The organism is Neobacillus bataviensis LMG 21833 (assembly GCF_000307875.1).
GTDB classification, from domain to species: Bacteria; Bacillota; Bacilli; order Bacillales; family Cytobacillaceae; genus Neobacillus; species Neobacillus bataviensis.
The window spans coordinates 81,948-107,802 of sequence record NZ_AJLS01000056.1 but is presented as its reverse complement, the minus strand read 5'-3'; the positions used below and the strand labels follow the sequence as shown (position 1 = coordinate 107,802).

Below are 25,855 nucleotides of genomic sequence, written 5' to 3'. Positions count from 1 at the left end.
GCTTCATCTTGATGTAAGGGTTTCTTTTTTTTGCAAAAATAATGATTTTAAATAATAATGGGAAATGAAAAGGAAGGTGTTCGATGTGAAGAATTTTACTTTTTGGAATCCAACAAAATTAATCTTTGGGAAAGCCCAGCTTGAACAATTAAAAACAGAAATTCCTCAATACGGCAAAAAAGTGCTGCTCGTCTATGGGGGCGGCAGTATTAGAAGAAGCGGTCTTTATGATAAGGTTACATCCCTTTTACAAGAAGTAGGTGCCGAAGTATTTGAACTTTCCGGGGTCGAACCGAATCCCCGCATTTCAACTGCCCGAAAAGGGGTGGAAATCTGCAAAAGAGAAGGAATTGAGTTCCTTTTAGCAGTCGGCGGCGGCAGTGTCATCGACTGTACCAAGTTAATTGCAGCAGGGTCTAAATATGATGGCGATGCTTGGGACTTAGTGGTTAAAAAGGCTGTTGCGATGGAAGCACTTCCCTTTGGTACGGTATTGACGCTAGCGGCAACTGGGTCAGAAATGAATTCCGGCTCGGTAATCACGAATTGGGAAACCAATGAAAAACATGGCTGGGGAAGTCCTGTGACATTCCCGAAATTTTCTATCTTAGATCCTGTTAATACGTTTACGGTACCAAGAAATCAAACGATTTATGGAATCGTCGATATGATGTCACATATACTGGAACATTATTTTCATCTGGAAGAAAATACAGACTTTCAGGATCGGATGTGCGAATCGTTGCTCACTACGGTGATGGATACAGCACCCAAATTGCTGGCGGATCTAGAAAACTACCAGCACCGGGCAACAATTCTTTATAGCGGCACCATGGCATTGAACGGAATATTAAATATGGGTTATCGCGGCGATTGGGCAACCCATAATCTTGAGCATGCGGTTTCAGCCGTCTATGACATCCCGCATGGCGGCGGGCTGGCGATTCTTTTCCCGCACTGGATGGAGCATAACCTACATGTGAAACCTGAGCGCTTTAAACAGCTTGCTGTCCGGGTATTCGGCGTAGATGCTGCTGGTAAGACTGCTGAGGAAGCAGGTCTTGAAGGAATTCGTAAGCTGCGTGAGTTTTGGGATCGCATTGAAGCACCATCACGTTTAGCTGATTATGAAATTGATGATACGAAGCTCGATTTAATGGCCGACCGTGCAATGGCAAACGGTGAGTTTGGCAACTTTACCAAGTTAAATCGTGACGACGTATTAGCTATTTATGAGGCATCATTATAGGTGTGAGAAAAATGTCGAAAATGGGCACGCTTACAATGTGTGCCCTTTCTTGATTATCTTCTTGGCATTCGCTAAAGTTGTAATGTAAATAAAATTGATGGAGGATCATTTCATGACACATGTACGTTTTGATTACTCAAAAGCACTTACTTTTTTTGGAGAACATGAACTTACATACCTACGGGATGCTGTAAAAGTAGCTCACCATTCTCTAAATGAGGGTACTGGGGCGGGCAGCGACTTTTTAGGTTGGATTGAACTGCCGACTAATTATGACAAAGAGGAATTTTCGCGGATTCAAAAATCCGCTGAGAAAATTAAAAGCGATTCTGATGTCCTACTTGTCATTGGAATTGGCGGTTCATACCTTGGGGCAAAGGCGGCAATTGAAATGCTGTCACACAGTTTCCACAACGCTCTTCCAAAAGAAAAACGCAGCACGCCGCAAATCCTTTTTGTCGGTAACAATATTAGCTCTAGTTACATGCACGATGTAATCGATCTCCTTGATGGCAAGGATTTCTCTGTTAACGTCATCTCTAAATCCGGAACAACCACCGAGCCGGCGATTGCCTTCCGTATTTTCCGCAAGCTGCTTGAGGAAAAATACGGCGTTGAGGAAGCACGTAAACGGATTTATGCAACAACAGACAAGGCAAGAGGTGCCCTAAAAACGTTGGCAACGGAAGAAGGCTATGAATCATTCGTGATTCCGGATGATGTCGGTGGCCGTTATTCCGTTTTAACTGCAGTAGGCTTATTGCCAATCGCTGTAAGCGGCGCTGACATTGAGAAGATGATGGAAGGTGCAGCAGCAGCCCAAGGGGACTACAGCCATTCAGAGCTTGAGGAGAATCCTGCTTACCAGTATGCAGCTGTAAGAAATGCGCTATACAATAAAGGGAAAACGATTGAAATGCTCATCAATTATGAGCCGGGTCTGCAATATTTTTCCGAATGGTGGAAGCAGTTGTTTGGCGAAAGTGAAGGAAAAGACCAAAAAGGAATTTATCCATCTTCGGCAAACTTTTCGACAGATCTCCACTCTCTTGGACAATATGTGCAAGAAGGTCGCCGCGATTTGTTTGAAACCATCATAAAGGTGGAAAAACCGCGTCATGAGCTGAAAATTGAAGCGTTTGAAAATGACCTAGATGGCTTGAACTACTTAGCAGGACAAACCATTGATTTTGTTAATAACAAAGCATTCGAAGGAACGATGCTCGCTCATACTGACGGCGGTGTGCCAAACTTAATCGTTTCCATTCCTGCCATGGATGAATACACATTCGGTTACCTTGTTTACTTCTTTGAAAAAGCCTGTGCGATGAGCGGCTACCTTCTTGGAGTGAATCCTTTTGACCAGCCAGGGGTAGAGGCTTATAAAGTCAATATGTTTGCCTTATTAGGTAAGCCTGGATATGAAGAAAAGAAAGCTGAGCTTGAAAAAAGATTATAATTGATAAGAGTGCGGACGCATTTTGCGGTGTCCGCACTCTTTTCTATTTAAACGTTAATAGCTCATCACTTTCTTCGATTTCAAACTTATGAGCGGGATTTAGAATGGTTTCTTCGCCTCTTTTGATCCCGATTAACAGAAAGCCGTCGGACAATAGTTTCTGGCAAACTTCATTAAAGGTTTTACCGACATCATTTGGATTAACTGCACTAGCAGACAATCTACTTTCCTGTAATTGATGAACAACCTTCGATAACAGCCCATCTCCATTGGAATGAAGGCTATTAATCATAAACACACTCGTCAATTTATTGGATTGAATTACTTCATCTGCACCGGCCCTCATGGCATTGACAACCTGCTCAGCTGTTAGAATTTCAACGATGCATTTCACTTGAGCACATAACCCTTTAATCGTGAGCAAGGTGAGGATACTGTTCATATCCGCTTGCAGCTCATCATTTCCGCGGTCAGCGGTAATCAATACTTTTTCAGCCTTTTCAATATCACTTTTGATAATCGTTTCATCGACATGACCTTTTCCTTGGATGAAATGAACAAACTTTGATTTCAACGGATTTGCTTCAAGGGTTTCATCAATTAAGACAATCATTTGCGGATATTTAACATTGGTAAGCTTATGAATGAGCTCCTTTGATCTCTCGTTCCAGCCAATGATGATGATTTGTCCATTGCCTTTAAATGGGATTCTTCCTTCGAAAAAGGCATCCTGCTTGGTAACTGCCGCAGCAGCAAGGGTTCCAAAATAGGAGGAGACAATTCCAACTCCCAGCAATATTAAAATTAATGCAGTCAACCTGCCCAAAAAAGAATGTGGTACATAGTCACCATATCCCACAGTGGAGGCCGTAATAATCGCCCACCAAATACCATCAAACATAGTTGGAAAGGTTTCTGGCTCTAAAAAGTGAATAGAGATTCCGAATGACAAGAACACTAGCAATGCAATTAAGAGGATTCGAATGAGAAGCGGTAATCGCAAAAAACTTATATAAACCCTGTTCGGCACGACCCACACCTCTTTTCTAGATACTACCTATTATTGACAAAAGTGCAAGTTCTCATTATTTTTGAATCATTATTTCGAATGGGTAAATGTTCACAAAAGGTTCTAATTTTAATGCTTGCCTTTTTTATGAAAAACTTATAAATTATGTTTATTACTATTGATATAGGTGCAACATGGAAGGTAGGTCGGAAGATGGATACTGGTATGAATTCACTATTGTCGAATATTGAAAAGACGAGATTGGAAATGATCCTTTTGGCACATCAATATGGGTATTCAAATCCAAGTGTTGTTCAATGCAGTCAAAGACTCGATCTTCTATTGAATGTTTATCATAATAAAAATATCAAGCATTAATCATATGAAAAACCTTCCGGTCTCCGGGAGGTTTTTTTTAACTAAAGGAATAATTTCCATTCCAAAAGCAAACCGTAAAACAAACATGCCCTTTATAAGATAAAAATTTTGAGGTGTAGAAGAGTGGTTATTGATACGAAAAAAGAGCGAAGGCTGATCTTCTTCGCTTTACTTGTTCTCGCGATCTATCTTTCTCCACTATTTATTTTGCAGGAAAATGCCCATATCCGGGTACATGATAATTTAGATTCAAACCTGGCGTGGTATAAGGTGTTAGCGAAGAGTGGAGAACTATTTGGCAGCGCCAATGCGGTCATTCCCCAAATTATCAATGGACAACTATCGAGAAACGCCTTTGGGACAGAATACAGCATAATTGTCTGGCTATATGCACTTTTCCCAACGATGATTGCCTACGCTTTAAGCCAAGCATTGACAAGGGTGGCAGCCTTCTTTGGTATGTATTTACTGTTGAAGGATCATTTTCTTAAGGGCGAAAAATGGCTCATCCTGCAAATAGGGAGTGCCCTTGCTTTTGCCTTAACACCGTTTTGGCCGTCAGGAATGTTAAGCACGTTAGGAATGCCGCTGGCGCTTTGGGCACTTCTCAACATCCGTATTGGAAAAGGAAGTTGGAAGGATTATCTAGTCCTAACACTGATCCCGTTTTATGCGAGCATCGTTTTAGGATTCTTCTTTTTTTTAAGTGCAATCGGGGTTTTATGGCTTTGGGATGTTTTGCGCGGAAAGGGCTGGAACTTTCGCTTTTTGTTCGCAATCAGTTATATGACTATTATTTTTATGCTTGTGGAGTACCGGCTCGTTTATTCTTTTTTATTTTCAAAAGAACCGAATAGCCGTGATGAATATTTTCATGCGCATCTTCCTTTTTGGAGGGCAGTCCGGCTTTTTGTGAAAAATTACCTGCTTGGACACACCCATGTATTGACCGTACATACCTTATTTATTTTGCCGGCCACCTTTATCGCGATCTTCATTGTTTTCTCGAAAAAACTTTGGCGGCAGGAAAAACTATTTATTTTTTTATTCGCACTCAATATTCTCTTGTCGTTATGGTATGCGTTTTGGTTTTATGAGGGCTGGCTGCCCTTAACAGAAAGATTCCACTTTATGGATACCTTTAATTTTGCCCGTTACCATTTTTTGAGGCCGCTTGTAATTTATTCAGCCTTTGCCCTTGCCTTAAAAATTATTTCACTGCAAGGGATCGATTGGGCAAAATTGGCGAAATGGCTGATTGTTTTGCAAATCCTATTTTTGGCGTTATGCAATGATGAAATCATTTATAAGGATAAGCCAACCGTCAAGGAATTTTTCGCAGAGGATTTATTTCATGAAATAAAGGAGCATATCGCCCTTCCACAAGAGGATTACCGGATTGCGAGTATTGGATTGCATCCTGCTGTCGCGCAGTACAATGGCTTTTACACGATTGATACCTATAATAATTTTTATCCATTAAGCTATAAACATCAATTTAGGAAAATAATTGAAAGGGAATTGGCAAAAAATAAAACCATTCGAAACTACTTCGATAAATGGGGCGGGCGCTGTTACATTTTCACGGCCCAGCTTGGAAAACGATATATGCTGAAGAAAGATTCCAAACGCCATTTAAAAAATTTAGAACTGAATACGGAAGTTTTTAAGGAAATGGGCGGACGTTATATCTTTTCGGCCATACCAATCGACAATGCTGAGCAAAATCAATTGATGCTTGATAAGGTATTCATATCGAAAACGGCAGCATGGAAAATTTACTTATATAAGACATTGTAGACACCGGGGGTAGTAAACAGATGATTGATCCAGTCCTTACGATTGTTGTACCATGCTATAACGAGGAAGACGTCTTGCAGGAAACCTTCAATCAACTTCAGGGATTGTTAATAGAGCTGATGGATGAGGGGCTAGTTTCTAGGCAGAGCAAAATCCTGTTTGTTGATGATGGAAGTAAGGATCGTACATGGGAGTTAATATATAAAGAAGGGCTGCGAAACGAGTACGTCCGAGGCTTAAAATTATCGCGTAATGTCGGGCACCAAAATGCCTTACTTGCCGGCTTATTTACAGCAAAAGAGCATTCGGATTGTGTGGTTTCGATTGATGCCGATCTGCAGGATGATATACGGGTCATTCGCGAGTTTGTTATGAAATTCCTTGCAGGATATGAAATTGTTTATGGAGTCCGTAAAGGCCGTGATACGGATACGCTGTTTAAACGAAGCACGGCCCAAGGATTTTATAAAATAATGAAAAAGCTGGGGGTTGATCTTGTCTATAATCATGCGGATTTCCGGTTAATGAGCAAAAGGGCAGTAGACGAGTTAGAACGGTTCAATGAGGTAAATCTCTTTTTAAGGGGAATTGTTCCACTGCTAGGCTTCCGTTCCGATGTGGTCTATTACGATCGCTTAGAAAGGCAGGCAGGTGTCACGAAGTATCCTTTGAAAAAAATGATCGGCTTTGCTTTTGATGGGATAACCTCCTTTTCTATTTCACCAATCCGTTTTGTATTGATCACGGGATTTGTTTCCTTTTTCATGAGTCTTGTCTTTGGCGGTTACTTTTTAGCTCTTAAATTTTTTGGTCATACCGCGACGGGGTGGACATCGTTGATTACTTCGATTTGGTTAATCGGTGGCCTGCAATTAATTGCGATTGGATTAATTGGCGAATATATTGGTAAAATTTATAAAGAGACGAAGCAGCGTCCAAAGTACATCGTCGATATCGATTCCTTTAATCTGCCCCATCCAAGGAACCATTTGCTTAATCAAACGTTGATGGATGATGGGTTCAGTCTTGATTTTAGAAAAGTATCGGAAACAAACAAATAATTTTCCAAGAGTTTTCCTTAATGGGGAACTCTTTTTTGTCGTACAACCTCCCTCTTCTGAATAAATATGGGAAGACAGGCTTCTTTTTTAGGGGGGATTTAACATGAATATATTTATAGGCTATATCTTATTAGGATTGTCACTGGCTGCACCGATTGGGCCGATTAATGCTGCGCAAATTGATCGGGGAATCAGACATGGCTTTATGCACTCCTGGCTCATTGGGGTGGGGGCAGTGGTCGCCGACGGGATCTACATGCTTATTGTTTACATAGGGGTTGTCCAGTTTCTTGAAACGGCATTTATGCAAACCTTTCTCTGGTTTTTTGGCTGTTTTGTCCTGATGTATACGGGGATTGAAACCTTCATGAATGCCGGAAAAATCAACCTAGAATATACCAGAGGGAAAGAACCACTGATTAAATCGTTTTTCTCGGGCTTCCTGATGTCTATCTCAAATCCACTGACCATCCTTTTTTGGTTAGGCATTTATGGATCAGTTCTAGCCAAGACTGCTGCGACCTATGATACCGGCCAATTAATCCTTTATAGCAGTGCAATTTTTATCGGGCTTTTGGTGTGGGATATTGCTATGGCAGCTGTGGCAAGCAGTTCTCGTAAGTATTTAACCTCCCATTGGCTTGTTGGGATTTCTCTTCTGTCCGGCATTTCCTTGATTGGCTTTGGTATTTACTTTGGGATGCAGGCATTTAATAATTTATTCAGTTAAATTATTGACATGTAAACTATACTCCTTTTAATATTATGTTAAATAGACGATATTAAATTAAACATAATAATATTTATTTAACAAACAATATTGGGGATAGGAGCGGAATCATGGAACTTATAGCACAAAGAAGTGAGTTAATTGAAGTTGCAAAGGGAAACCGGCCTGCTGATTTATATATTAAAGGCGGAACGGTTATCAATGTTTATTCCGGGGAGTTTTTACAACAAAATATTGCTGTTTATAAAGACTGCATTGCCTATATTGGAACAAGCGAAGCTTCTATTGGTGCTGATACACTGGTCATTAATGCTGAAGGAAAGTATCTATCACCGGGGTTTATCGAAGCCCACGCCCATCCATGGGTGTTCTATAATCCAGTAAGCGTTACAGGGAAAGTAGTCCCATTAGGCACCACCACCACCGTGAATGATAACTTATTTTTTTATCTACATATGGGTGCAGCCGGTTTTAAAGAAATGGTACAAGATTTAAAACCATTACCTGGAAACTTTTTTTGGCTGGCACGGCTTGTATCACAAGCGGATTATCCAGGAGAACGGGATTGGTATAACCATCAGGATATCAGAGAATTGCTTGAACTTGATGAGGTTCTAGGTTCAGCTGAAGTAACGCGCTGGCCATTATTATATAATGGTGATCCCTTCTTGCTTGATACCATGGATTTTGTCAAAAGCTTGGGCAAGGTCTCCGATGGGCATACAGCTGGCTGTTCCTATGAAAAATTAAATGCAGTTGTCGCATCTGGTGTGACGGCATGTCATGAAGCGATAACAGCGAAAGAAGCTTTTGACCGCCTTCGATTAGGCATGTGGACGACGCTGCGAAATAGCTCTCTTCGTCCGGATTTAGCGGAAATCGTTAAACTTATTACAGAAGGAAAGGTAAGTACCAGCAGAATTGTCATGACGACAGACGGTCCACATCCTTCGTTTATTGAAAAAGAGGGATTTGTGGATGGGCTTGTAAGACAGGCTGTGGAACTTGGTGTACCGGTGATGACGGCCATTCAGATGGTCACCATCAATGCTGCGACATATTTAAGACTGGATGATTATATTGGCGGACTTGCTCCCGGCAGAAAGGCAGACATTCTAATGCTGCCTGACCTTGTAGATTTCCGTCCTGACACAGTAATTGCATCCGGGGAAATAGTGGCTCAGAATGGGAAGTTAACCGCTTCGCTTCCTGAAATAGATTGGAATAAATATATTGTTCGACAACCATTTGTCTTTTCTAAATCAGTCTTGGAAAATAGGAATCTATATCGCTATCCCCATCCAGATGAAAGTGACCCAGTCCCGGTTGCTTATTTTAGAAGTAATGTCATTACTCAAAGAAAGGATACGGAACTTCCGTCGGCAAATGGGTATGCGGATCTTTCTAATTATGAAGGACTAGTAAATGCCGTTTTAATTGATCGAAATGGAGAATGGATTTCAAGGAGCATATTGGAGGGATTTGCTGTAAATCTCGACGGCATGGCTTCAACTTACAATACCACAACAGAGTTGCTGGTTGTCGGCAGAAACCCGGACGCGATGGCAAAAGCAGCATCAAGGGTTCATGAAATGGGCGGTGGAATTGCCATTGTCGACAATAACGAGGTAATCCTGGAAATTCCTTTGCCGTTCACTGGAATGATGACAACCACTCCTTCCTTTGCCACAGCAGTGGACTATCATGATCAATTGTTGTCTGCCTTGCAGGAGCGTGGTTTTCCATTTCATGACATCCTCTATACTTTGTTATTTTTAACCTGTGACTTTCTGCCGGGCCTTCGGTTGGTTCCATATGGCTTGTATGAGGTAAAGACGGATGAAATTTTATTACATTCGACACCATTGACTACCGTAAACTATCAAATGAAAAGGTAAATTTTACGAGTGAATCAAAATGGATCATGCATCAAAGCGCATGATCCATCTTTTATTTTCCTGTAATGGAATAGTCCCAAACTCCGTTTATAAATTCCTTATTAATTCTTCCCTGAACTTCTAGATAATCTAAATGGCCGATAATTTCCGACATGACGAGTGAAAATTGCTCATAATAAGTATTATTATAATAGGACTGGGCAATTTTGCTTCCTGTTGAACATCCGGATGTAATTAATTGTATGATCCGGTCTGCCTTTTCCTGGGTTCGCTCGAGCCGCTTTTCTATTAATGTATGTGGCTTTCCAATTGTAGTTCCATGACCGGAGAAGACAAGATTCACAGGTAACGCTAAGCATTTTTTTAAAGAGTCTATATGCTGAAGAAGCGTCGGGATTCTGTTCCCTGCTAAATCTGGTTCCACTAAGGCATTGCTGGAAATATGCTCAATCAATAAATCGCCGGCAAATAACCAATTTTGCTCTTTGTGATAAAAGGCAATCTGGTCAGGTGAATGGCCTGGAACTTCGACAATCGTAAAATTGAACAATGAATCATCGATAATTTTACTGATATCGGCTTGAATCGCTTTGTGTTTGTTTTGCCCTATAGCCTTTTTTAAATAAGCTACATGCTGTTCCCCGTTCGCTCCGCATCCCATTTCTTTGTAAAGCTGCGCGTAAAACTCAACTCTCATTTCAAGAAAAAGTTTATCCCTTTTTAACCTGGGAATAGAATCAGGATGTGCATAGATCGGAATCGAATGTTCAGATGTGATCCGATTGACTAGCCCTACATGATCAATATGGTGATGGGTAAGGAGTATTTCCGTTATGTCCTTAAGGGTAAATCCATTTCTGTTCAACGTATCAATTAACCCATTCCAGCATTCATCGTTATCCCAACCGGCATCAATTAGGGAAAGTGAATGCTCCTGCTTTACTAAATAGAAGTTAACACTTTTTAGGGAAGACCGATCTGGAATGATGATGGGGAAAACCTCACAGCATGATTTTTTCAATTCATTCAATGCATACACCTCATTCTGTTCAAAAATTACGAATTTTCGTTTTATTATATCAACCAATTGTACTCCAAGCAATTATTCCGTAGCATGGCGAATAATATGTTTTCACTACGTTGGTAAGAAAAACATTAATTGTTAGAAAAAGAGAGAATAGATAAGAAAATACAAGTAAATGAGATAAATTGTGGGAGAAATAGCTGAATTTCAGGTTTTGCTAATAGATAAAATATTCTGTATATTATGTAATAAGAACGAAGGGAATAAAATCATAACGATAAATAATGAGGAGGATTTTAAAATGATAACAGTAACAGAAACAAAAATGCTTACAGTTAAAAAAGCAAACGGTATTGCAGAGGTACATATACATGTTAATAAAACCAATGCCTACGACTTAGACTATTACAAAGAATTGAATGCAGCCATCGATGATATTCGTTTTGATAATGATATTAAAGTAGCTGTATTAATGAGTGATATGCCAAAATTCTTCTCAGCCGGGGCAAATATTAATTTCCTAAAAGCTGCTGAGCCACGCTTTAAAACACAATTCTGCTTATTCTGTAACGAGACATTAGATAAAATCGCTCGTTCCCCGCAAATTTGGATTGCTTGTCTGGAAGGGCATACAGTTGGCGGCGGCTTAGAAATGGCTCTAGCGTGCGACCTGCGCTTCATGGGCGACAATGCTGGAAAAATCGGACTTCCGGAAATCACACTAGGTGTGCTAGCTGGTACAGGTGGAACACAGCGCCTTGCACGTCAAGTTGGACATTCTAAAGCGCTTGATTTGAATATCACAGGAGAAACATTAACACCACAAGAAGCATTAGAAATAAAATTAGTTGATCGCGTTTTCCCTCAAGAGGAAACAAGAGCAAAAACTTTAGCATATGCAGAGAAAATTGCTAGCAGCGCGACATATGCGGCATCAAATATTAAACTTTCCATTATGAATGGAAAAGAAATGCCATTGAATGCGGCCATTCGTTATGAAGGAGAACTACAAAACCTTTTATTCCGTTCTCAAGATGCGAAAGAGGGATTAAGTGCATTTATCGAAAAACGTGCAGCAGATTGGTCAGGTCAGTAATATACAATGTGGCGATATCGATTATCGATATCGCCATTTTATTCAAGTATGTATTTTTCTTTAAGGGGGACCGCTGCATGCGTTCAAATGAGCTTGAAGTGTTAGTAAATTGGGGCGACACAGATAAGGCGGGGATTGTCTATTATCCGAACTTTTTTAAATGGTTTGACATTGCTGGGCATCAATTTTTCAGAAGCTGTGATTTATCCCCCGTTCAATTGGAAGAGGAGCGGGGAATCATTGTTCCGTTACTCGATGTCCAATGCACATTTGAAAAAGCTCTGCTTTATGATGATCTCATTACAATTCATACCAAGGTTGAAGAAATTAATCGAAAAACGATTAAATTGGGACATGTCGTATATAGGGATGGAGAACGGGTTGCACACGGTTATGAATGTCGAGGCTGGGTAGAACAATCTGCCGAAGGAATAAAAGCGGTTTTAATCCCGGAGGATGTTAAAGCAATCTTAAGCGATAATATTCAAGCAAAAGCGGATAAAAAACGGCCCAGGTATAATGCATAAATGCTGCCGTTCCTCTATAATATAATTGTCTCCTAAGAAAAGACATATTTAGCAATAATAAATTACTGGATGGTGGCAACTATGAAGCCAAGATCACTAATGTTTACACTTTATGGAGAGTACATTCAATATTATGGGGGAGAAATCTGGGTTGGGAGTTTAATTCAGTTAATGAGTGGATTTGGAATTTCTGAATCCTCTGTTCGTGGTGCTATTTTAAGAATGGTTCAGAAGAATTTATTACAAGTCAGAAAAAAGGGAAATAAAAGCTACTACTCTATTACAGAACAAGGAAAAAGAAGGGTAGAAGATGGGGTAAATAGGGTATACGCCGCTCCTCAAGCAGCATGGGATGGCAAGTGGAGAATATTAAGCTATTCCTTCCCTGAGGAAAAACGGGAGCTTCGAAATGAAATTAGAAAAGAGCTTTCTTGGACTGGCTTTGGAATGATTTCAAACAGCACCTGGATCAGCCCCAACCCACTGGAAAATCAAGTGATGGCAATGATTAAAAATTATAAAATTGAAGAAAACACCATTTTATTTAGCTCCTCAGATGTGGTCTCGCATACTAGCGAAAGTATTATCGCAAAGGGATGGGACATTGGGCAGGTTTCGGAAAATTACAATAGATTTATTGAAAAATACTTACCTGAATTAGAAGAATTACGTGATAAGGCATTAACGAATAGATTAACGGACGAAGAGTGTTTTATTAAACGGACAAACATCGTTCATGAATATAGAAAGTTTCTTTTTCAAGACCCAGGCTTCCCCCGAGATTTACTACCTAAAGATTGGGTAGGATCAAGAGCGAGAGAACTATTTTGGAATATTCATCAATTAATAGCCATACCATCTATACGCTATTTTGAATCCATTAATGAAACGGATCCAGATCAAGAAATAAAACCTATTCGGGATAAAGCAATCAACCCATTTAAAGAAGTTTATGTATAATGCAGGGAGGAATTAATTTGGAAAAGGTTATTTTAAAGGTAGAAAGTCATTTAGCAGTAGTAACCATCAATCGCCCAGATCAATTAAATTGCTTTGACTATGAAACGCTTTTACAGTTAGAAGAGGTGGTAGACGGGCTTAAACATGATAAGGATATTCGGGTCGTTATTATTACTGGAGCGGGAGAAAAGGCATTTAGTGCAGGGGCAGATTTACGGGAAAGACGCACGTTAAGTGAAAAAGAGGTTCATAGAAACGTGAATATGATCCGGTCTGTTTTCACAAAGATTGAAGAGTTACCGCAGCCAACGATTGCTGCTGTCAATGGGTATGCACTTGGTGGCGGTCTTGAACTTGCCTTAGTTTGTGACTTTCGTATTGCCGTGAAAGAAGCAACAATGGGACTAACGGAAGTGAGTTGGGGGATTATCCCTGGTGCGGGCGGCACACAGCGCTTAAGCCGATTAATCGGAACTTCGAAGGCGAAGGAATTGATATTAACGGCTAGAAAGATTGGAGCTTCCACGGCATTTGAGTTGGGACTAATAAATAAAGTTGTGGAAAAGGGTAAGTTGCTAGATTCCTCTAAAGAATTGGCAGCAGAAATAATGAAAAATGCTCCACTTGCCGTGACACAGGCGAAATTCGCCGTAAATTATGGAAGCAATGTAGATGTAAAAACAGGATTAGCAATTGAAGCGAAGGCATATGAGGTCATTATCCCTACAAAGGATCGAATCGAAGCATTAACTGCATTTAAGGAAAAACGCTCGCCGAATTTTAAAGGGGAATAGTCCCAATTAAATATCAAAAACTAAAATAAGAAAACGACGCCTTTCATTGTATAAGGCGTCGTTTTTTCGTTTCAATTCCTATGAAATTATGTTTTTAATATTACCAACGTAAAAACGTAATAAACTTATTGACAGATAATTTAAAATAATCTATATTATCTTATATAGACGATAAAATAAAAAACGTAATAAAGAGAGGCGATCAATATGAGTCAGGCTGAGGTTTTAATGGAAAAGATTCAGAAGGGATATATGCTTGAAAGCAGAGATGATATGAATGATGAGTATCTTCGGGCCTTGAAACAAACATTAACCATTGTTGGAGACACCGAGCTTTTAAGTGTCCCCCCCCTTTTAACCGTGTACAATGAAGCCCCAAATCTAAACTATAAGATTACCGCACTTGCTGTTATTCAAGATGAAATTGGCCACGCACATATTGCCTATCGTCTGTTAGAGGACCTTGGAGAAGATGTCGAAGAACTCCTTTATAAACGGCCTGCTAACCGCTGGAAAAATCCATATGCCTTTGATTTTAAATTAGACAATTGGATTGAGCTGGGTGTATTTAATGGACTTTTTGACAGATCAGGTTACACCCTGCTAGGTGATGCCCACCAAAATACATCATATGGTCCATGGAAAAGAGCCTTAGTGAAGGTAGACAAAGAAGAGCTTTTTCACCTGCGGAATGGTGAAATCATTATGAAAGCAGGAATGAAAAGCCCAGAAACAGCCAAGCAAGTACAAGAAGCGGTTGATTGGATGTTTATAATGGCTTTAGAGTTTTTCGGAGTGTCCGATAACCTTAAAAGCCGTTCGGCTCAATTAGATTATAAGCTCAAAGGCAAGACCAATGATGAGCTAAGACAAAAATGGCTGTCTACAGCGGTCCCGTTTTGTGAATCGATTGGTGTGAAAGTCCCGGCGCATTTTGACGAGGAGCAAGGAAAGTATGTGGTGGATGTTCCTTTTCCATGCAAATTTGATGTAGAAAATAAAAAATGGCTACTCGATGAACCAGATACCTGGCAAGGTGTTATTGAACGTTTTAAAAAGCGGGGGCCAAATAATCAAGAGTTTGTGAGAAGAATTCAAAAGGGATACTTCGAATTAGAAGAACTACGCGCAAAGGAGGTTATGTAAAGATGCAAACAGTCGAGATTGAAAGATATTGGAATGCCTTAACAGAGGTAATGGATCCTGAGTTCCCAATCAGTGTGGTGGATATGGGATTAATCTATGAAATTGAAAAAGTAGAAGACAGCAAGGTAGCCGTTAAGATGACCTACACTTCAACCGGTTGTGGCTGTATGCAATGGATTGAAAGCGATATCAGAGAACGGCTCCTGAAGGAAGAAGACATTTTAGTAGTAGATATTGAAGTGGTTTGGAGTCCGCCTTGGACCATCAATAATATGAGTGATAAAGGGAAAGAAACACTCAGAACCTGGGGGGTTAGCTCATGACAATAAAACAACAAAAAGCAGAATATCTTCTATTTACACGTATCAACCGGGGCGATGATTTGATACAAGTGGGTTCATTTCTTGCTGAGAGCGATGAACTTGCCAAAGTTTATTCACAATACATTTACGATGAAGAAGACTGGGTAGAAATGCAAATTGTCCGAAAAGAGGCATTCATTACAGTACGCCTTCCAGAACCACTATTTGAAAAGGAGGGTGTAAATTAATATGAGTATTCTAAACAATGGTTCTCTTATTGAATTAGCCGTAACAATTGCGGATAACAAATTTATCTTAGGTGACCGTCTTGTAGAAATTGGGATTAGCGGTCCTAATTTAGAAGCTACCCTTTCTTCCATTGCAATGGCACAGGCTGAACTTGGCCATGCCCGGCTCATGTATAAATGGGCGCATGAATTACAAGGTTTAAATGGCAGTAAAGTTGAAATTAAAGAACAAACAGGAAAGGCCTTTCCGTCAGTTGCGGGCACCTCCCACTGGGTAGCTTTGATTGCCGGTGTTTATGCGGTAAATGTTGCCGTTGATCTCGTCATGAATGCGGTCATCGATGCGAAGCATCCGGAGTTACATGCACCGTTCAGTAAAATGTTTAATGAACAAGAAGAACATCTTCTTTACTCAAAAAGTTGGTGTAAACAATTGCTGAATGATTCAGGAGCCGTTCCTAAAACATTTGCACTAGAGTTTGAAAAGGTAACATTAGAGGCCTTACAGTGGTTGAAGCAGGTGGAAACTGACCATCTATTACTCTCTGAAAAGATAATCTTGGAAAATAGCAATCTGGTAAAAGAATACAAAGAAACGATCGCAAAGCTGACGGCTCTTGAGGACGTACAACATGTCTGATGAGAAAAAGACCATTCAATGCTCATTTTGTGCCTCGGAAAATGTAGAAAAGATCTCATCATTCGGTACAGCCCAATTAGTTCGTCAGTATTATTGCAACAGTTGCCGAAGTGTCTTTGAGTATATCCGCTGGCAAGCTGTACAGTCGAAATACTAGTAAGCAATTATTGAAAAAATTTAAAGGGGCTATTGAAATGTTAAAAACAACCACATTAAAGGAAGAATACCAATTATTAATCAATGGTGAATACAGTAATAGCAGCAACAACCAATTTTTCGAAACCCATAATCCTGCAACAGGTGAAGTGTTAGCCAAAGTGGCAAAAGCGACAAAAGAGGATGTTGATCGTACCGTTGCTGCAGCAAGGAAGGCATTCGATTCAGGCAAGTGGCCGAAATTGACTCCGGCAAGACGGGCAAGAGTCCTTAATAAAATTGCGCAAATTATGAGAGAACGCTTTAACGAGCTAGTAGAGGCTGAAGTTTTAAATAGTGGAAAAACAGTAGCCGCTGCACAAGGTCAAATTACACAGGCAATTGAGGACTTTGAATTTTATGCGGGTGCCGTTACTACCTTTGGGGGACGTACGAACCCCGTGCCAAATGGATTTTTCAACTATACAGTGAAAGAACCGGTGGGTGTCTGTGCCCAAATTATTCCGTGGAATTATCCGCTCATGATGGCGGCATGGAAGGTAGCACCTGCACTAGCAGCAGGATGTACCATCATTTTGAAACCGGCAAGCTATACGCCAATTACTGCTTTCATGCTAGCTGATATATGTCATGAAGCGGGTGTGCCGGCCGGAGTGGTCAATGTTTTGACAGGAAGCGGTTCTGAGATTGGCCCATACTTAACGGAGCATCCAGGTATTGATAAAGTAGCCTTTACAGGTGAAACCGAAACAGGGAAAGACATCATGGCACGTGCCTCAGAAACGCTAAAGCGGGTTACCCTTGAGCTTGGCGGAAAATCACCGAGTATTGTTTTCGATGATTGTGATTTGGAAGCGGCAGTTGCAGGATCCATTTATGGAATATTCTACAACTCAGGTCAATCATGTGAAGCACGGTCACGGATCTTTGTTCATGAAAATATTTATGATGAATTTTTGACCAGGTTTATTGAAAAAGCAAGAAAGTTAAAGGTGGGGGATCCATTCAACAAGGAAACCCATATGGGCGCACTAATCTCGAAAAGCCATGAAAAGACAGTTGACGGTTATGTTAAGTTAGCCATTGAAGAAGGCGGAGAAATTTTATTTGGCGGCAGCCGCCCTGAAGGTTCGGAGTTTGAAAACGGCTATTGGTATCAGCCAACAATCATCGGCAATGTAACAAATGACATGAGGATTGCCCAAGAGGAAGTGTTTGGTCCAGTAGTTGTTGTAATGAAATTTAAAGATGAATCTGAGGTATTAAAGCAGGCAAATGATTCTATCTTTGGTTTGGGTTCTGCCATATGGACAAAAGACAATGGAAAAGCTCACAGAATTGCAGCAGGAATTCGAGCTGGCATCGTGATGGTAAATAGCCCAATTTCGGCATTCCCAGGAACGCCTTTTGGAGGCTACAAACAATCTGGATTTGGCAGGGAATTATGTGTAGAAACGCTTGAATTATATACAGAAACGAAGAGTGTTGTCTCCTATATTGGGGCGAAACCATTAAATATTTTCGGAATATAAAAAATATTGTAAAAACCAAGGAGGAATTTTTATGACACAAGTCAAATTAGAAACTAAAACATTAACAGTAAAAAAAGCAAATGGCATTGCCGAGGTGCATATTCATGTCAATAAAACAAATGCCTATGATTTAGACTATTACAAGGAATTAAATGCTGCCATTGATGATATACGTTTTGATAACGATATTAAAGTCGCTGTGTTAATGAGCGATATGCCTAAATTTTTCTCGGCAGGAGCGAATATTAATTTTCTAAAAGCAGCTGAGCCGCGTTTTAAAACGCAATTCTGCTTATTCTGTAATGAAACATTAGATAAGATTGCCCGTTCTCCGCAAATTTGGATTGCCTGTCTTGAAGGACACACCGTTGGCGGCGGACTAGAGATGGCATTAGCTTGTGATCTGCGTTTTATGGGAGACCAAGCGGGTAAGATTGGACTACCTGAAATTACACTTGGGGTGTTAGCCGGTACAGGTGGAACACAACGTTTGGCACGTCAAGTGGGTCATTCAAAAGCTCTTGATTTGAATGTAACAGGGGAAACCTTAACACCTCAAGAAGCCCTAAATATTAAGTTGGTTGACCGTGTTTATCCACAGGAAGAAACACGTGTAAAAACATTGGAATATGCAAGAAAGATTGCTGAAAGTGCAACCTATGCAGCTTCCAACATTAAGCTTTCGATTATGAATGGTAAAGAAATGCCGTTAAATGCTGCCATTCGCTATGAAGGAGAACTACAAAACTTATTATTCCGTTCTGAAGATGCCAAAGAGGGATTATCAGCCTTCATCGAGAAACGCCCAGCAGAATGGTCTGGCAAGTAGTAATAGGTATGGTCTGACCCATCTTGAATGAGTCAGACCCTGCTCTTGTATACACAAAATAACCCTACCTCTAGATTTCGGCAGAAGGTTTTACCCGGATAAACAAGTTCCATTTTTCTATTGGGGGTTAAAGGATGATAGAGTCAGTTCAACAGTTAAAGGGCATTAAAGACTTTTATAATAGTGCCAACCGTTTTATAGAAGCAAATGTTCAAAAAGGTCTCGGCGACAAGGTGGCCATTTATAGTGAGGATGAGCAAATCACCTATCAAGAGATTCTTTTAAAGGTTAATAGGTTTGGAAACGCTCTCAAGGGGATTGGCGTGGAAAGAGAAAATCGGATCTTGCAGGTGGTCTATGATTCACCTGAATTTATTTATTCTTTTTTCGGGGCTGTGAAAATAGGTGCAGTACCAGTACCGGTAAATACTTCGATGAAACCGCAAGACTATGAATATTTTCTAAATCACAGTCGTGCCAAAGTGTTAATCATTCAGGAAGAGGTATGGAACACGATCAAGGAAAACAGAGATCGATTTATTTTTCTGAAAGACGTTATTATCCTTTCAGAGAACGGTTGCGATAATCCGGATACCATTGATTATCACGAGTTTATTCGTCCTGCCTCATCTGAATTGGAGGCAGAGCTAACCATATCGGAAGACCCTGCTTTTTGGCTGTACAGCTCTGGAAGTACAGGGAATCCAAAGGGTGTTGTCCATATGCAAAGAAGTATGGAAGTGGCCCATAAAAACTATGCTGAAAAAATACTCCAAATCAATGAGAACGACCGGACATTTTCTGCTTCCAAGCTTTATTTTGCCTATGGGCTTGGAAATGGAATGTATTTTCCACTTGGTGCAGGGGCTTCAACCGTTTTATTGAAGGATCGTCCAACGCCAGAAAATATCTTTACAGTGATTGAAAAGCAGAAACCAACCATATTTTTTGGTGTGCCTACATTATATGGAGCATTGATTCAATATGTTGAAAAAACAGGAATCATTCCCGACCTCTCCTCCGTAAGAATATGTGTATCAGCAGGTGAGGCGCTTCCAGCCACCTTTATTCAAAAGTGGAAGGAGCTCTTTAATATTGATATTTTAGATGGAATTGGCTCAACCGAAGCATTGCATATCTTTCTTTCGAATAATATTGGTGATATTAAAGCGGGAAGCACTGGAAAGGTGGTCCCAGGCTACAAGGTTAAAATTGTCAATGAGGAATCTGTACCAGTCGCTGTAAACGAAATTGGCGACCTAGTCATTAAAGGGGATAGCGTCAGCATCGGGTACTTCTGTAATTTAGCAGAAAATCAAAGTAAATTCCATGGAGAGTGGATGTACACAGGGGATAAATATTATCAAGATGAAGAAGGTCACTTTTGGTACTGCGGCCGCTCTGACGATATGTTGAAGGTAGGCGGTATTTGGGTTTCGCCGATTGAAATAGAATCAACGCTTATTCGGAATGAATATGTATTTGAAGTGGCTGTTGTCGGAGCGAAAAACGAAAATAATCTTATTTACCCAAAGGCTTATATTGTCTTAAGGGATGGCGTAGAACCAACCGAAGATTTAAAAGCGGAGCTTAAGCTTTATGTTAAACAAAATCTTGCCCCATATAAGTATCCTAGGGAAATTGAGTTTATCACAGAATTACCTAAAACAGCCACTGGGAAGGTACAGCGTTTTAGGTTGAAACAAGCATAAAATGTAAAGAAGTGTCTAAAATGGCTAGGTCTAAACCTGGCTATTTTTTTATTTTCTTTCCAATATTAAAATGTTTTATTTACATACGCATTTTAAACGTAATAAATTGTAAGCCAATTGACTCCTTCTTGTTGCTAACTAAACAGGGTATATAGCACTTGTTGTGGTTTTCTTTGTTATTACGTTTTTTGAATGAATGTTAAAAATAAGTATTGTAATTAAACACTATAAACAATATAATAATGTTGTGAATATTGCAAATTTTATAAAAAGAGGAGGTACATTGTTTAGTTGGAAGCGTTATCAAAAAATAGGGGGTTCATATGAAAAATTTTAAGAGAAATGGGTTTCTTTTAGTTGTTCTAGCCTTATTGCTCTCGGCGTGCAGTTCCGGTGCTATTAACACATCTACCTCAAAAGAGAAAACGAAAGAGAAAGTGAAGGATGATTCTCCGATTAAAATTGGGGCATTACTTCCATCAACCGGTGTATACGCATCTTTGGGTGAAAATCTTCTAAATGGAATGAATTTATATTTTGAAGAACAAAACTGGGAAGTGGCTGGCAAAAAGGTTGAGATTATTCATGAAGACACAGAGGCAGATCCGCAAGTGGCACTTAGAAAACTTAGGAAATTAACGGATCAGGATCAAATTGATATTTTAACAGGTCCTGTTAGTACTGCAGTCGCTTATGCTATCCGTGATGAAGTAGACAGCAAAAAACTTCCATTTCTTGATTCCCATGCAGGAGGCAATGATTTAACTAGAGCCAAGCGGAGCGATTACATATGGAGATCCTCTTTTAGCTCATGGCAAATCGGTCATTCTATGGGTGAATGGGCCTACAAAAATGTAGGGAAGAAAATCTATGTAACAGCTGCTGATTATGCATTTGGTCATGAAGTAGCGGAAGCATTTAAGGAAGCTTACACTAAAGCAGGCGGGGAAATTGCCGGTGAAGTTTATCCGCCGCTAGGGAACAATGACTATTCCTCCTATCTAGGTAAAATGAATAAGGATGGTATTGACGGGATCTACGCCTTCTATGCGGGCAGTGATGCGGTAAGGTTTGTCCAGCAATATGAGCAGTACGGGTTAAAAGGAAAAATTCCTCTAATTGGCTCGGGTTGGCTTACTGCCGAGGACACACGGCCGCAGCAAGGCAATTCGCCAGACGGAATTAAGGCGTCTATTTTCTGGGACTATAGTCTAGATACGAAAGAAAATCAGGCATTTAAAAAGGCCTATGAGAAGAAATACAACAAGCGTCCAAGTATTGAATCAGCCGAGGGATATGATGCGGCAATGATTCTTGCGGAAGCGATTAAAAAATTAAAAGGCGATGTAACGGATCCAGATAAGTTGATTGAAGCGATGTCTTCTATTGAACTTAACAGCCCAAGAGGACCGATTAAGTTTGATAAAGAAACGCATAATGTAATCCAAAATCTTTATATTGTCGAAACGGGTATTGTGAATGGAAAAACAGAGAATAAAGTAATTGATACGATTCCTCAGGTTGTTGATCCAGGAAAATAAAGTTAATTTTACTAGGTTGTTGTCATAAAACCATGTTGAAAGAGGCAAGATTTCCATTGCCTCTTTCTTTTAAAAATAGGCTCTATTCAAAAAGATTGTGGTTTTCTTCGATTCGCTGATAAAACCATCATATTCGCCGATAGAATACCAAAATTCGCCGATAGAACCTTCAAATTCGCTGATAGAACCTTCAAATTCGCAGATAGATGGGTCGAAGGCTCAAAATATCATAAAAAATACATTACTTTGGTGTAATCTTACACCTGATATGGATCTTTAGTGGTTTGCCTTTGATTTATAATAACAATGTTTACGAAAAGTGCTAAAAATAAATTAAATAGTAAGGAGGCTAATCATTTGAGTGCCTTACTTCTACAAATGATGAATGGGCTAAGCTATGGATTTTTACTTTTTATAATCACAAGTGGGATTACCATTGTTTTTGGTATATTGGGTGTTTTAAACCTGGCACATGGATCGCTGTATGTCCTAGGTTCCTTTATTGGCTACTCCCTAATCATGCAAGCTGGATTGCCATTTTGGGTAGCCTTAGCGGCTGTTCCTCTTCTAATTGCAATCATCGGACTTGTACTGGAAATGGTTTTACTGCGGCCAACATACAAGATGGGGCACCTTTCTCAAGTATTGTTAACCTTTGGATTGGCCTATATTTTTCACGATATTTTTTCGATGATGTGGGGTAAAAATATTCTAGTTGTAACCCCTCCGGAAGCTTTTAACATGTCAGTAGAAATTGCTGGAAATGCCATTCCTGCCTACCGCCTTGCCCTTATTGTAATTGGAATTTTAATTGCTATTTTCTTATGGTTTACCCAGGAGAAAACAAAGTGGGGTGCTGTCATTCGTGCAGGTTTGTCTGATAAGGAAATGGTAGGAGGTTTAGGGGTTAACATTCATTTTGTCTTTACTTGTGTATTTTTCTTAGGAAGCTTGATGGCAGGTTTAGGTGGAGTCCTAGGTTCACCCATACTAGGGGTTTATCCGGGAATGGAGTTTCAAATTCTCATCTTATCCCTGGTGGTTCTAGTCGTTGGTGGTCTTGGTTCGGTGACAGGAACCTTTATTGCAAGCTTGCTAGTGGGCTTTGTTGAAACGTTTAGCCGCTATCTTGTACCTGAACTAAGTTTAATTATTACATTTGCACTTATGGCATTGGTACTAGTGGTTCGTCCACAAGGTCTAACCGGCAGGAGGGTGGTGTAATGAAGAAGGGGTCAATAAAAGGAATTCTATTATTTTTATTAATGGTTCTTGTTCCATTTTTTTTATCTCTTTATTACGTAAATATTTTATCGGAAATCTTAATACTTAGTGTGTTTGCCCTAAGCCTAAATATTCTGGTTGGGCAGACAGGGCTGGTTTCATTGGGGCACGCCGCCTTCTTTGGTGCGGGTGCGTATGCAACGGGCATAGCTGCCATACATTTCAGCTCAAACATTTTTATCACCATTGGGATGGGGCTTTTATTTGCTCTCTTACTGGCTCTAATCATTGGCTTACTCTCAACAAAAGCACATGGTTTTTATTTTTTAATGCTTACACTTGCCTGTTCGCAAATCTTTTATTCGATTGTTTACCAGTGGACAAAAGTAACTGGGGGTTCGAACGGACTATCAGGTATCTCTCCCTTAGATATATTGGCTGGTATGCGACTTTCTAACCAAGTGTTTGTCTACTACTTTATCCTTGTTGTTGTCACGATTCTATTACTCTTCTTAAGTCGATTCTTACGGTCCCCACTAGGATCTGTCTTTATTGGTATCAAGGAAAATGAAGAACGGATGAAATCAATTGGTTATAACACGGCGTTATATAAAAATATAAGCTTTTTAATTGCTGGAACAATTGGCGGTCTAGCCGGAAGTTTATATGTGATTTTCAACGGATTCATCTCCCCTACTGATGTGTATTGGACAGCTTCGGGATCTGTGTTAATCATGGTTTTAATCGGCGGTGTCGGCACATTATGGGGTCCGGTCATTGGAGCGGCCTTCATCGTGATATTGGAAACGATTATAAGTTCTTATACGGATAACTGGATGATGATTATTGGCGTAGCATTCATTTTATTTGTCATATTTGCCCCCAATGGAATTGTTGGGATTTACAATAATGCAAAAAGAATGTTATTTAAAGGTCAAAAGATTCCACAAAAGGAACTAAATAGAATACCAATAAAGCAGCAAACTAAAATGGATGGATAGGTGAATAGAGATGAAGAAGGAAAATATTCTATCCCTTAAGGGCCTTTCGAAACATTTTGGCGGAATAAAGGTGATTGAAGATGTTACTTTAGAAGTCACGGTAGGAGAACGGGTAGGGCTTATTGGTCCGAATGGGGCAGGTAAATCGACTTTGTTTCATATGATTGCAGGTGATTTAGAACCATCCGGGGGGACAATTGGCTATTTTAACGAAATGATAAATCGCTTGCCAAATTACAAACGAACAGAAAATGGAATTGTACGTACCTTCCAAAAAAACAACTTAATGTCGGGATTAACGGTAAAGGAAAATTTAATGCTGGTACTTCAGCGCATAAATAAAAAACATACCCAATGGTGGAAAAAAGCCAATCAGAAAAACTATCCATTACTTTTTGAAGAATTGGAAGCGCTTCTTCAAGAGTGGAATTTACAAGAATATAGTCATACAAAGGTTCAAGATTTATCCTATGGTGTTCAACGGCAAATTGAGATTATTTTGGCCATCGCGGGGAAACCTAAATTGCTTCTGTTAGATGAGCCAACTGCCGGAATGTCCCAGGTGGAAACGGATCAAATTATTACATTAATCAATCGATTACCCTTAGAAGTAACCATTATGATGATTGAGCATGACATAGAGGTGTTATTTGGGAACATGGATCGCGTGATTGTTCTAAACGCAGGAACACTGATTGCCGATGGAAGCCCTGAAGCGGTTAGAGAAAATCCAGAAGTCAGAGAAATCTATATGGGCAAGGAGGAATTGGCCAATGCTTAGCTTGAAAGAGGTACATAGTTTCTATGGAGCCAGCCATGTCCTTCACGGAGTCGATCTTGAGGTGAAAAAAGGGAGTGTTGTGACCCTGCTTGGCAGAAATGGAATGGGAAAAACAACGACTATTCATTCCATTATCGGATTTGTCACGAAAAAACAGGGGGAAATTTGGCTGGAAGGTGAAAACATTATCTCACTTAAAAGCCACCAAATTGCCAAAAAGGGTATCGGAATTGTTCCGCAGGGGAGACGGATTTTTACCACCTTAACGGTCCGCGAAAATTTAACTGTGTTTGCCGAACAGGACAAGGGGAATTGGGATTTGGAACGCATTTTTGACCTTTTCCCTCGTTTGAAGGAACGCGAAAAGACGCATGCAGGGAATTTAAGCGGCGGCGAGCAATCAATGCTATCAATTGGCCGTGCTTTAATGCGTAATCCTAAAATTCTCCTCCTTGATGAACCGACAGAAGGCCTTTCTCCTTTAATGGTCGGAGAAGTCATGGACGTTTTATTGAAATTAAAGGAAAAAGGTATGTCGATGCTTTTAGTCGAACAAAACATTGCCACGGCCTTAAGTATTGCTGATGATGTATACATTTTAAATAAAGGCGAAGTGGTCTATCATGATCACCCTAATGAACTGAGGGGAAATATGGATATTGCCTACCATCACCTGGCAATTAGCTAATATTATTATCATTCAAATGGCAGGGTTAAAAAGTGGCTTACTCATGAGGTAATGAATCTTTGAGTAAGCC

General features: G+C 40.0%; 26 protein-coding genes. 24 read left to right on the top strand and 2 right to left on the bottom strand.

Annotated elements, in window-relative coordinates:
- Nucleotides 1-85 precede the first annotated feature (85 nt).
- Both BABA_RS10115 and BABA_RS10110 read left to right on the top strand, forming a co-directional pair.
- A complete protein-coding gene (locus BABA_RS10115) occupies nt 86-1,249 on the top strand; it encodes an iron-containing alcohol dehydrogenase (protein WP_007085081.1) in 1,164 nt (387 codons plus the stop codon).
- A gap of 112 nt (nt 1,250-1,361) precedes the next feature.
- A complete protein-coding gene (locus tag BABA_RS10110; RefSeq protein ID WP_007085080.1) occupies nt 1,362-2,708 on the top strand; it encodes a glucose-6-phosphate isomerase in 1,347 nt (448 codons plus the stop codon).
- 43 nt (nt 2,709-2,751) lie between these two features.
- Here the strand turns inward: BABA_RS10110 and BABA_RS10105 are convergent, their stop codons facing one another.
- Entirely contained in the window at nt 2,752-3,738 is a 987-nt protein-coding gene (locus BABA_RS10105) for a potassium channel family protein (protein WP_007085079.1), read from the bottom strand.
- Nucleotides 3,739-3,942: 204 nt separating this feature from the next.
- Here BABA_RS10105 and BABA_RS26480 point away from each other — a divergent pair, with 204 nt between their 5' ends.
- The 5 genes from BABA_RS26480 to BABA_RS10085 all read left to right on the top strand — a co-directional run bounded on the left by BABA_RS26480 (nt 3,943) and on the right by BABA_RS10085 (nt 9,584).
- On the top strand, nt 3,943-4,095 hold the full coding sequence (locus BABA_RS26480) for an aspartyl-phosphate phosphatase Spo0E family protein (protein WP_157273159.1): 153 nt from the start codon (nt 3,943-3,945) through the stop codon (nt 4,093-4,095).
- A 123-nt stretch (nt 4,096-4,218) separates the two neighbouring features.
- Nucleotides 4,219-5,895 (top strand): DUF6044 family protein, encoded by a 1,677-nt coding sequence (locus BABA_RS10100; RefSeq protein WP_007085077.1) that lies wholly within the window; start codon nt 4,219-4,221, stop codon nt 5,893-5,895.
- 20 nt (nt 5,896-5,915) lie between these two features.
- Complete coding sequence (locus tag BABA_RS10095; protein WP_007085076.1) at nt 5,916-6,956, top strand: glycosyltransferase family 2 protein; 1,041 nt, start codon at nt 5,916-5,918, stop codon at nt 6,954-6,956.
- A 103-nt stretch (nt 6,957-7,059) separates the two neighbouring features.
- Nucleotides 7,060-7,686 carry a LysE family transporter gene (locus tag BABA_RS10090; RefSeq protein WP_007085075.1) on the top strand — a complete coding sequence of 209 codons (627 nt, stop codon included), beginning with the start codon at nt 7,060-7,062 and terminating at the stop codon, nt 7,684-7,686.
- A gap of 110 nt (nt 7,687-7,796) precedes the next feature.
- Nucleotides 7,797-9,584, top strand: a complete 1,788-nt coding sequence (locus BABA_RS10085; RefSeq protein WP_007085074.1) for an adenine deaminase C-terminal domain-containing protein — start codon at nt 7,797-7,799, stop codon at nt 9,582-9,584.
- 52 nt (nt 9,585-9,636) lie between these two features.
- On the opposite strand, the gene BABA_RS10080 is transcribed toward BABA_RS10085, so the two are convergent.
- Complete coding sequence (locus BABA_RS10080; protein WP_040345895.1) at nt 9,637-10,623, bottom strand: MBL fold metallo-hydrolase; 987 nt, start codon at nt 10,621-10,623, stop codon at nt 9,637-9,639.
- 286 nt (nt 10,624-10,909) lie between these two features.
- On the opposite strand from BABA_RS10080, the gene BABA_RS10075 reads away from it, so the two are divergent.
- The 17 genes from BABA_RS10075 (at nt 10,910) to BABA_RS10000 (ending at nt 25,785) form a co-directional block, all read left to right on the top strand.
- The gene (locus BABA_RS10075) at nt 10,910-11,704 is read left to right on the top strand and encodes an enoyl-CoA hydratase/isomerase family protein (protein WP_007085072.1); all 795 of its coding nucleotides are present in this window, start codon (nt 10,910-10,912) and stop codon (nt 11,702-11,704) included.
- Nucleotides 11,705-11,781: 77 nt separating this feature from the next.
- On the top strand, nt 11,782-12,231 hold the full coding sequence (locus BABA_RS10070; protein WP_007085071.1) for an acyl-CoA thioesterase: 450 nt from the start codon (nt 11,782-11,784) through the stop codon (nt 12,229-12,231).
- Between the two features lie 81 nt (nt 12,232-12,312).
- A complete protein-coding gene (gene paaX / locus BABA_RS10065) occupies nt 12,313-13,191 on the top strand; it encodes a phenylacetic acid degradation operon negative regulatory protein PaaX (protein ID WP_007085070.1) in 879 nt (292 codons plus the stop codon).
- Nucleotides 13,191-13,985 (top strand): enoyl-CoA hydratase-related protein, encoded by a 795-nt coding sequence (locus BABA_RS10060; protein ID WP_007085069.1) that lies wholly within the window; start codon nt 13,191-13,193, stop codon nt 13,983-13,985. The genes paaX and BABA_RS10060 overlap by 1 nt, the downstream gene beginning before the upstream one ends.
- A gap of 207 nt (nt 13,986-14,192) precedes the next feature.
- On the top strand, nt 14,193-15,131 hold the full coding sequence (locus BABA_RS10055) for a Phenylacetic acid catabolic protein (protein ID WP_007085068.1): 939 nt from the start codon (nt 14,193-14,195) through the stop codon (nt 15,129-15,131).
- Nucleotides 15,132-15,133: 2 nt separating this feature from the next.
- Nucleotides 15,134-15,454 carry a metal-sulfur cluster assembly factor gene (locus BABA_RS10050; protein WP_007085067.1) on the top strand — a complete coding sequence of 107 codons (321 nt, stop codon included), beginning with the start codon at nt 15,134-15,136 and terminating at the stop codon, nt 15,452-15,454.
- Nucleotides 15,451-15,681 carry a hypothetical protein gene (locus BABA_RS10045; protein WP_007085066.1) on the top strand — a complete coding sequence of 77 codons (231 nt, stop codon included), beginning with the start codon at nt 15,451-15,453 and terminating at the stop codon, nt 15,679-15,681. The genes BABA_RS10050 and BABA_RS10045 overlap by 4 nt, the downstream gene beginning before the upstream one ends.
- Before the next feature lies 1 nt (nt 15,682).
- Nucleotides 15,683-16,321, top strand: coding sequence for a Phenylacetic acid catabolic protein (locus BABA_RS10040; RefSeq protein ID WP_007085065.1), 639 nt, complete (start codon nt 15,683-15,685; stop codon nt 16,319-16,321).
- A complete protein-coding gene (locus BABA_RS28490; protein ID WP_007085064.1) occupies nt 16,314-16,478 on the top strand; it encodes a PaaD-like zinc ribbon domain-containing protein in 165 nt (54 codons plus the stop codon). The genes BABA_RS10040 and BABA_RS28490 overlap by 8 nt, the downstream gene beginning before the upstream one ends.
- A gap of 37 nt (nt 16,479-16,515) precedes the next feature.
- Nucleotides 16,516-18,009, top strand: a complete 1,494-nt coding sequence (locus tag BABA_RS10035; protein WP_007085063.1) for an aldehyde dehydrogenase family protein — start codon at nt 16,516-16,518, stop codon at nt 18,007-18,009.
- 31 nt (nt 18,010-18,040) lie between these two features.
- Nucleotides 18,041-18,838, top strand: coding sequence for an enoyl-CoA hydratase/isomerase family protein (locus BABA_RS10030; protein WP_007085062.1), 798 nt, complete (start codon nt 18,041-18,043; stop codon nt 18,836-18,838).
- A 134-nt stretch (nt 18,839-18,972) separates the two neighbouring features.
- Nucleotides 18,973-20,550, top strand: a complete 1,578-nt coding sequence (locus BABA_RS10025) for a benzoate-CoA ligase family protein (RefSeq protein WP_007085061.1) — start codon at nt 18,973-18,975, stop codon at nt 20,548-20,550.
- A 323-nt stretch (nt 20,551-20,873) separates the two neighbouring features.
- Nucleotides 20,874-22,091, top strand: coding sequence for an ABC transporter substrate-binding protein (locus BABA_RS10020; RefSeq protein WP_007085060.1), 1,218 nt, complete (start codon nt 20,874-20,876; stop codon nt 22,089-22,091).
- Nucleotides 22,092-22,448: 357 nt separating this feature from the next.
- A complete protein-coding gene (locus tag BABA_RS10015; RefSeq protein WP_007085059.1) occupies nt 22,449-23,315 on the top strand; it encodes a branched-chain amino acid ABC transporter permease in 867 nt (288 codons plus the stop codon).
- On the top strand, nt 23,315-24,316 hold the full coding sequence (locus BABA_RS10010; protein WP_007085058.1) for a branched-chain amino acid ABC transporter permease: 1,002 nt from the start codon (nt 23,315-23,317) through the stop codon (nt 24,314-24,316). The genes BABA_RS10015 and BABA_RS10010 overlap by 1 nt, the downstream gene beginning before the upstream one ends.
- A 10-nt stretch (nt 24,317-24,326) precedes the next feature.
- Complete coding sequence (locus BABA_RS10005) at nt 24,327-25,097, top strand: ABC transporter ATP-binding protein (RefSeq protein WP_007085057.1); 771 nt, start codon at nt 24,327-24,329, stop codon at nt 25,095-25,097.
- On the top strand, nt 25,090-25,785 hold the full coding sequence (locus tag BABA_RS10000) for an ABC transporter ATP-binding protein (protein ID WP_007085056.1): 696 nt from the start codon (nt 25,090-25,092) through the stop codon (nt 25,783-25,785). The genes BABA_RS10005 and BABA_RS10000 overlap by 8 nt, the downstream gene beginning before the upstream one ends.
- The last annotated feature ends 70 nt before the right edge of the window (nt 25,786-25,855 follow it).

Coding starts and splice junctions, on each gene's coding strand:
- BABA_RS10110 (WP_007085080.1), top strand. CDS start 1,362: ATGACACATGTACGTTTTGATTACTCAAAAGCACTTACTTTTTTTGGA.
- BABA_RS26480 (WP_157273159.1), top strand. CDS start 3,943: ATGAATTCACTATTGTCGAATATTGAAAAGACGAGATTGGAAATGATC.
- BABA_RS10095 (WP_007085076.1), top strand. CDS start 5,916: ATGATTGATCCAGTCCTTACGATTGTTGTACCATGCTATAACGAGGAA.
- BABA_RS10090 (WP_007085075.1), top strand. CDS start 7,060: ATGAATATATTTATAGGCTATATCTTATTAGGATTGTCACTGGCTGCA.
- BABA_RS10085 (WP_007085074.1), top strand. CDS start 7,797: ATGGAACTTATAGCACAAAGAAGTGAGTTAATTGAAGTTGCAAAGGGA.
- BABA_RS10075 (WP_007085072.1), top strand. CDS start 10,910: ATGATAACAGTAACAGAAACAAAAATGCTTACAGTTAAAAAAGCAAAC.
- BABA_RS10070 (WP_007085071.1), top strand. CDS start 11,782: ATGCGTTCAAATGAGCTTGAAGTGTTAGTAAATTGGGGCGACACAGAT.
- paaX (WP_007085070.1), top strand. CDS start 12,313: ATGAAGCCAAGATCACTAATGTTTACACTTTATGGAGAGTACATTCAA.
- BABA_RS10060 (WP_007085069.1), top strand. CDS start 13,191: ATGCAGGGAGGAATTAATTTGGAAAAGGTTATTTTAAAGGTAGAAAGT.
- BABA_RS10055 (WP_007085068.1), top strand. CDS start 14,193: ATGAGTCAGGCTGAGGTTTTAATGGAAAAGATTCAGAAGGGATATATG.
- BABA_RS10050 (WP_007085067.1), top strand. CDS start 15,134: ATGCAAACAGTCGAGATTGAAAGATATTGGAATGCCTTAACAGAGGTA.
- BABA_RS10045 (WP_007085066.1), top strand. CDS start 15,451: ATGACAATAAAACAACAAAAAGCAGAATATCTTCTATTTACACGTATC.
- BABA_RS10040 (WP_007085065.1), top strand. CDS start 15,683: ATGAGTATTCTAAACAATGGTTCTCTTATTGAATTAGCCGTAACAATT.
- BABA_RS28490 (WP_007085064.1), top strand. CDS start 16,314: ATGTCTGATGAGAAAAAGACCATTCAATGCTCATTTTGTGCCTCGGAA.
- BABA_RS10035 (WP_007085063.1), top strand. CDS start 16,516: ATGTTAAAAACAACCACATTAAAGGAAGAATACCAATTATTAATCAAT.
- BABA_RS10030 (WP_007085062.1), top strand. CDS start 18,041: ATGACACAAGTCAAATTAGAAACTAAAACATTAACAGTAAAAAAAGCA.
- BABA_RS10025 (WP_007085061.1), top strand. CDS start 18,973: ATGATAGAGTCAGTTCAACAGTTAAAGGGCATTAAAGACTTTTATAAT.
- BABA_RS10020 (WP_007085060.1), top strand. CDS start 20,874: ATGAAAAATTTTAAGAGAAATGGGTTTCTTTTAGTTGTTCTAGCCTTA.
- BABA_RS10010 (WP_007085058.1), top strand. CDS start 23,315: ATGAAGAAGGGGTCAATAAAAGGAATTCTATTATTTTTATTAATGGTT.
- BABA_RS10005 (WP_007085057.1), top strand. CDS start 24,327: ATGAAGAAGGAAAATATTCTATCCCTTAAGGGCCTTTCGAAACATTTT.
- BABA_RS10000 (WP_007085056.1), top strand. CDS start 25,090: ATGCTTAGCTTGAAAGAGGTACATAGTTTCTATGGAGCCAGCCATGTC.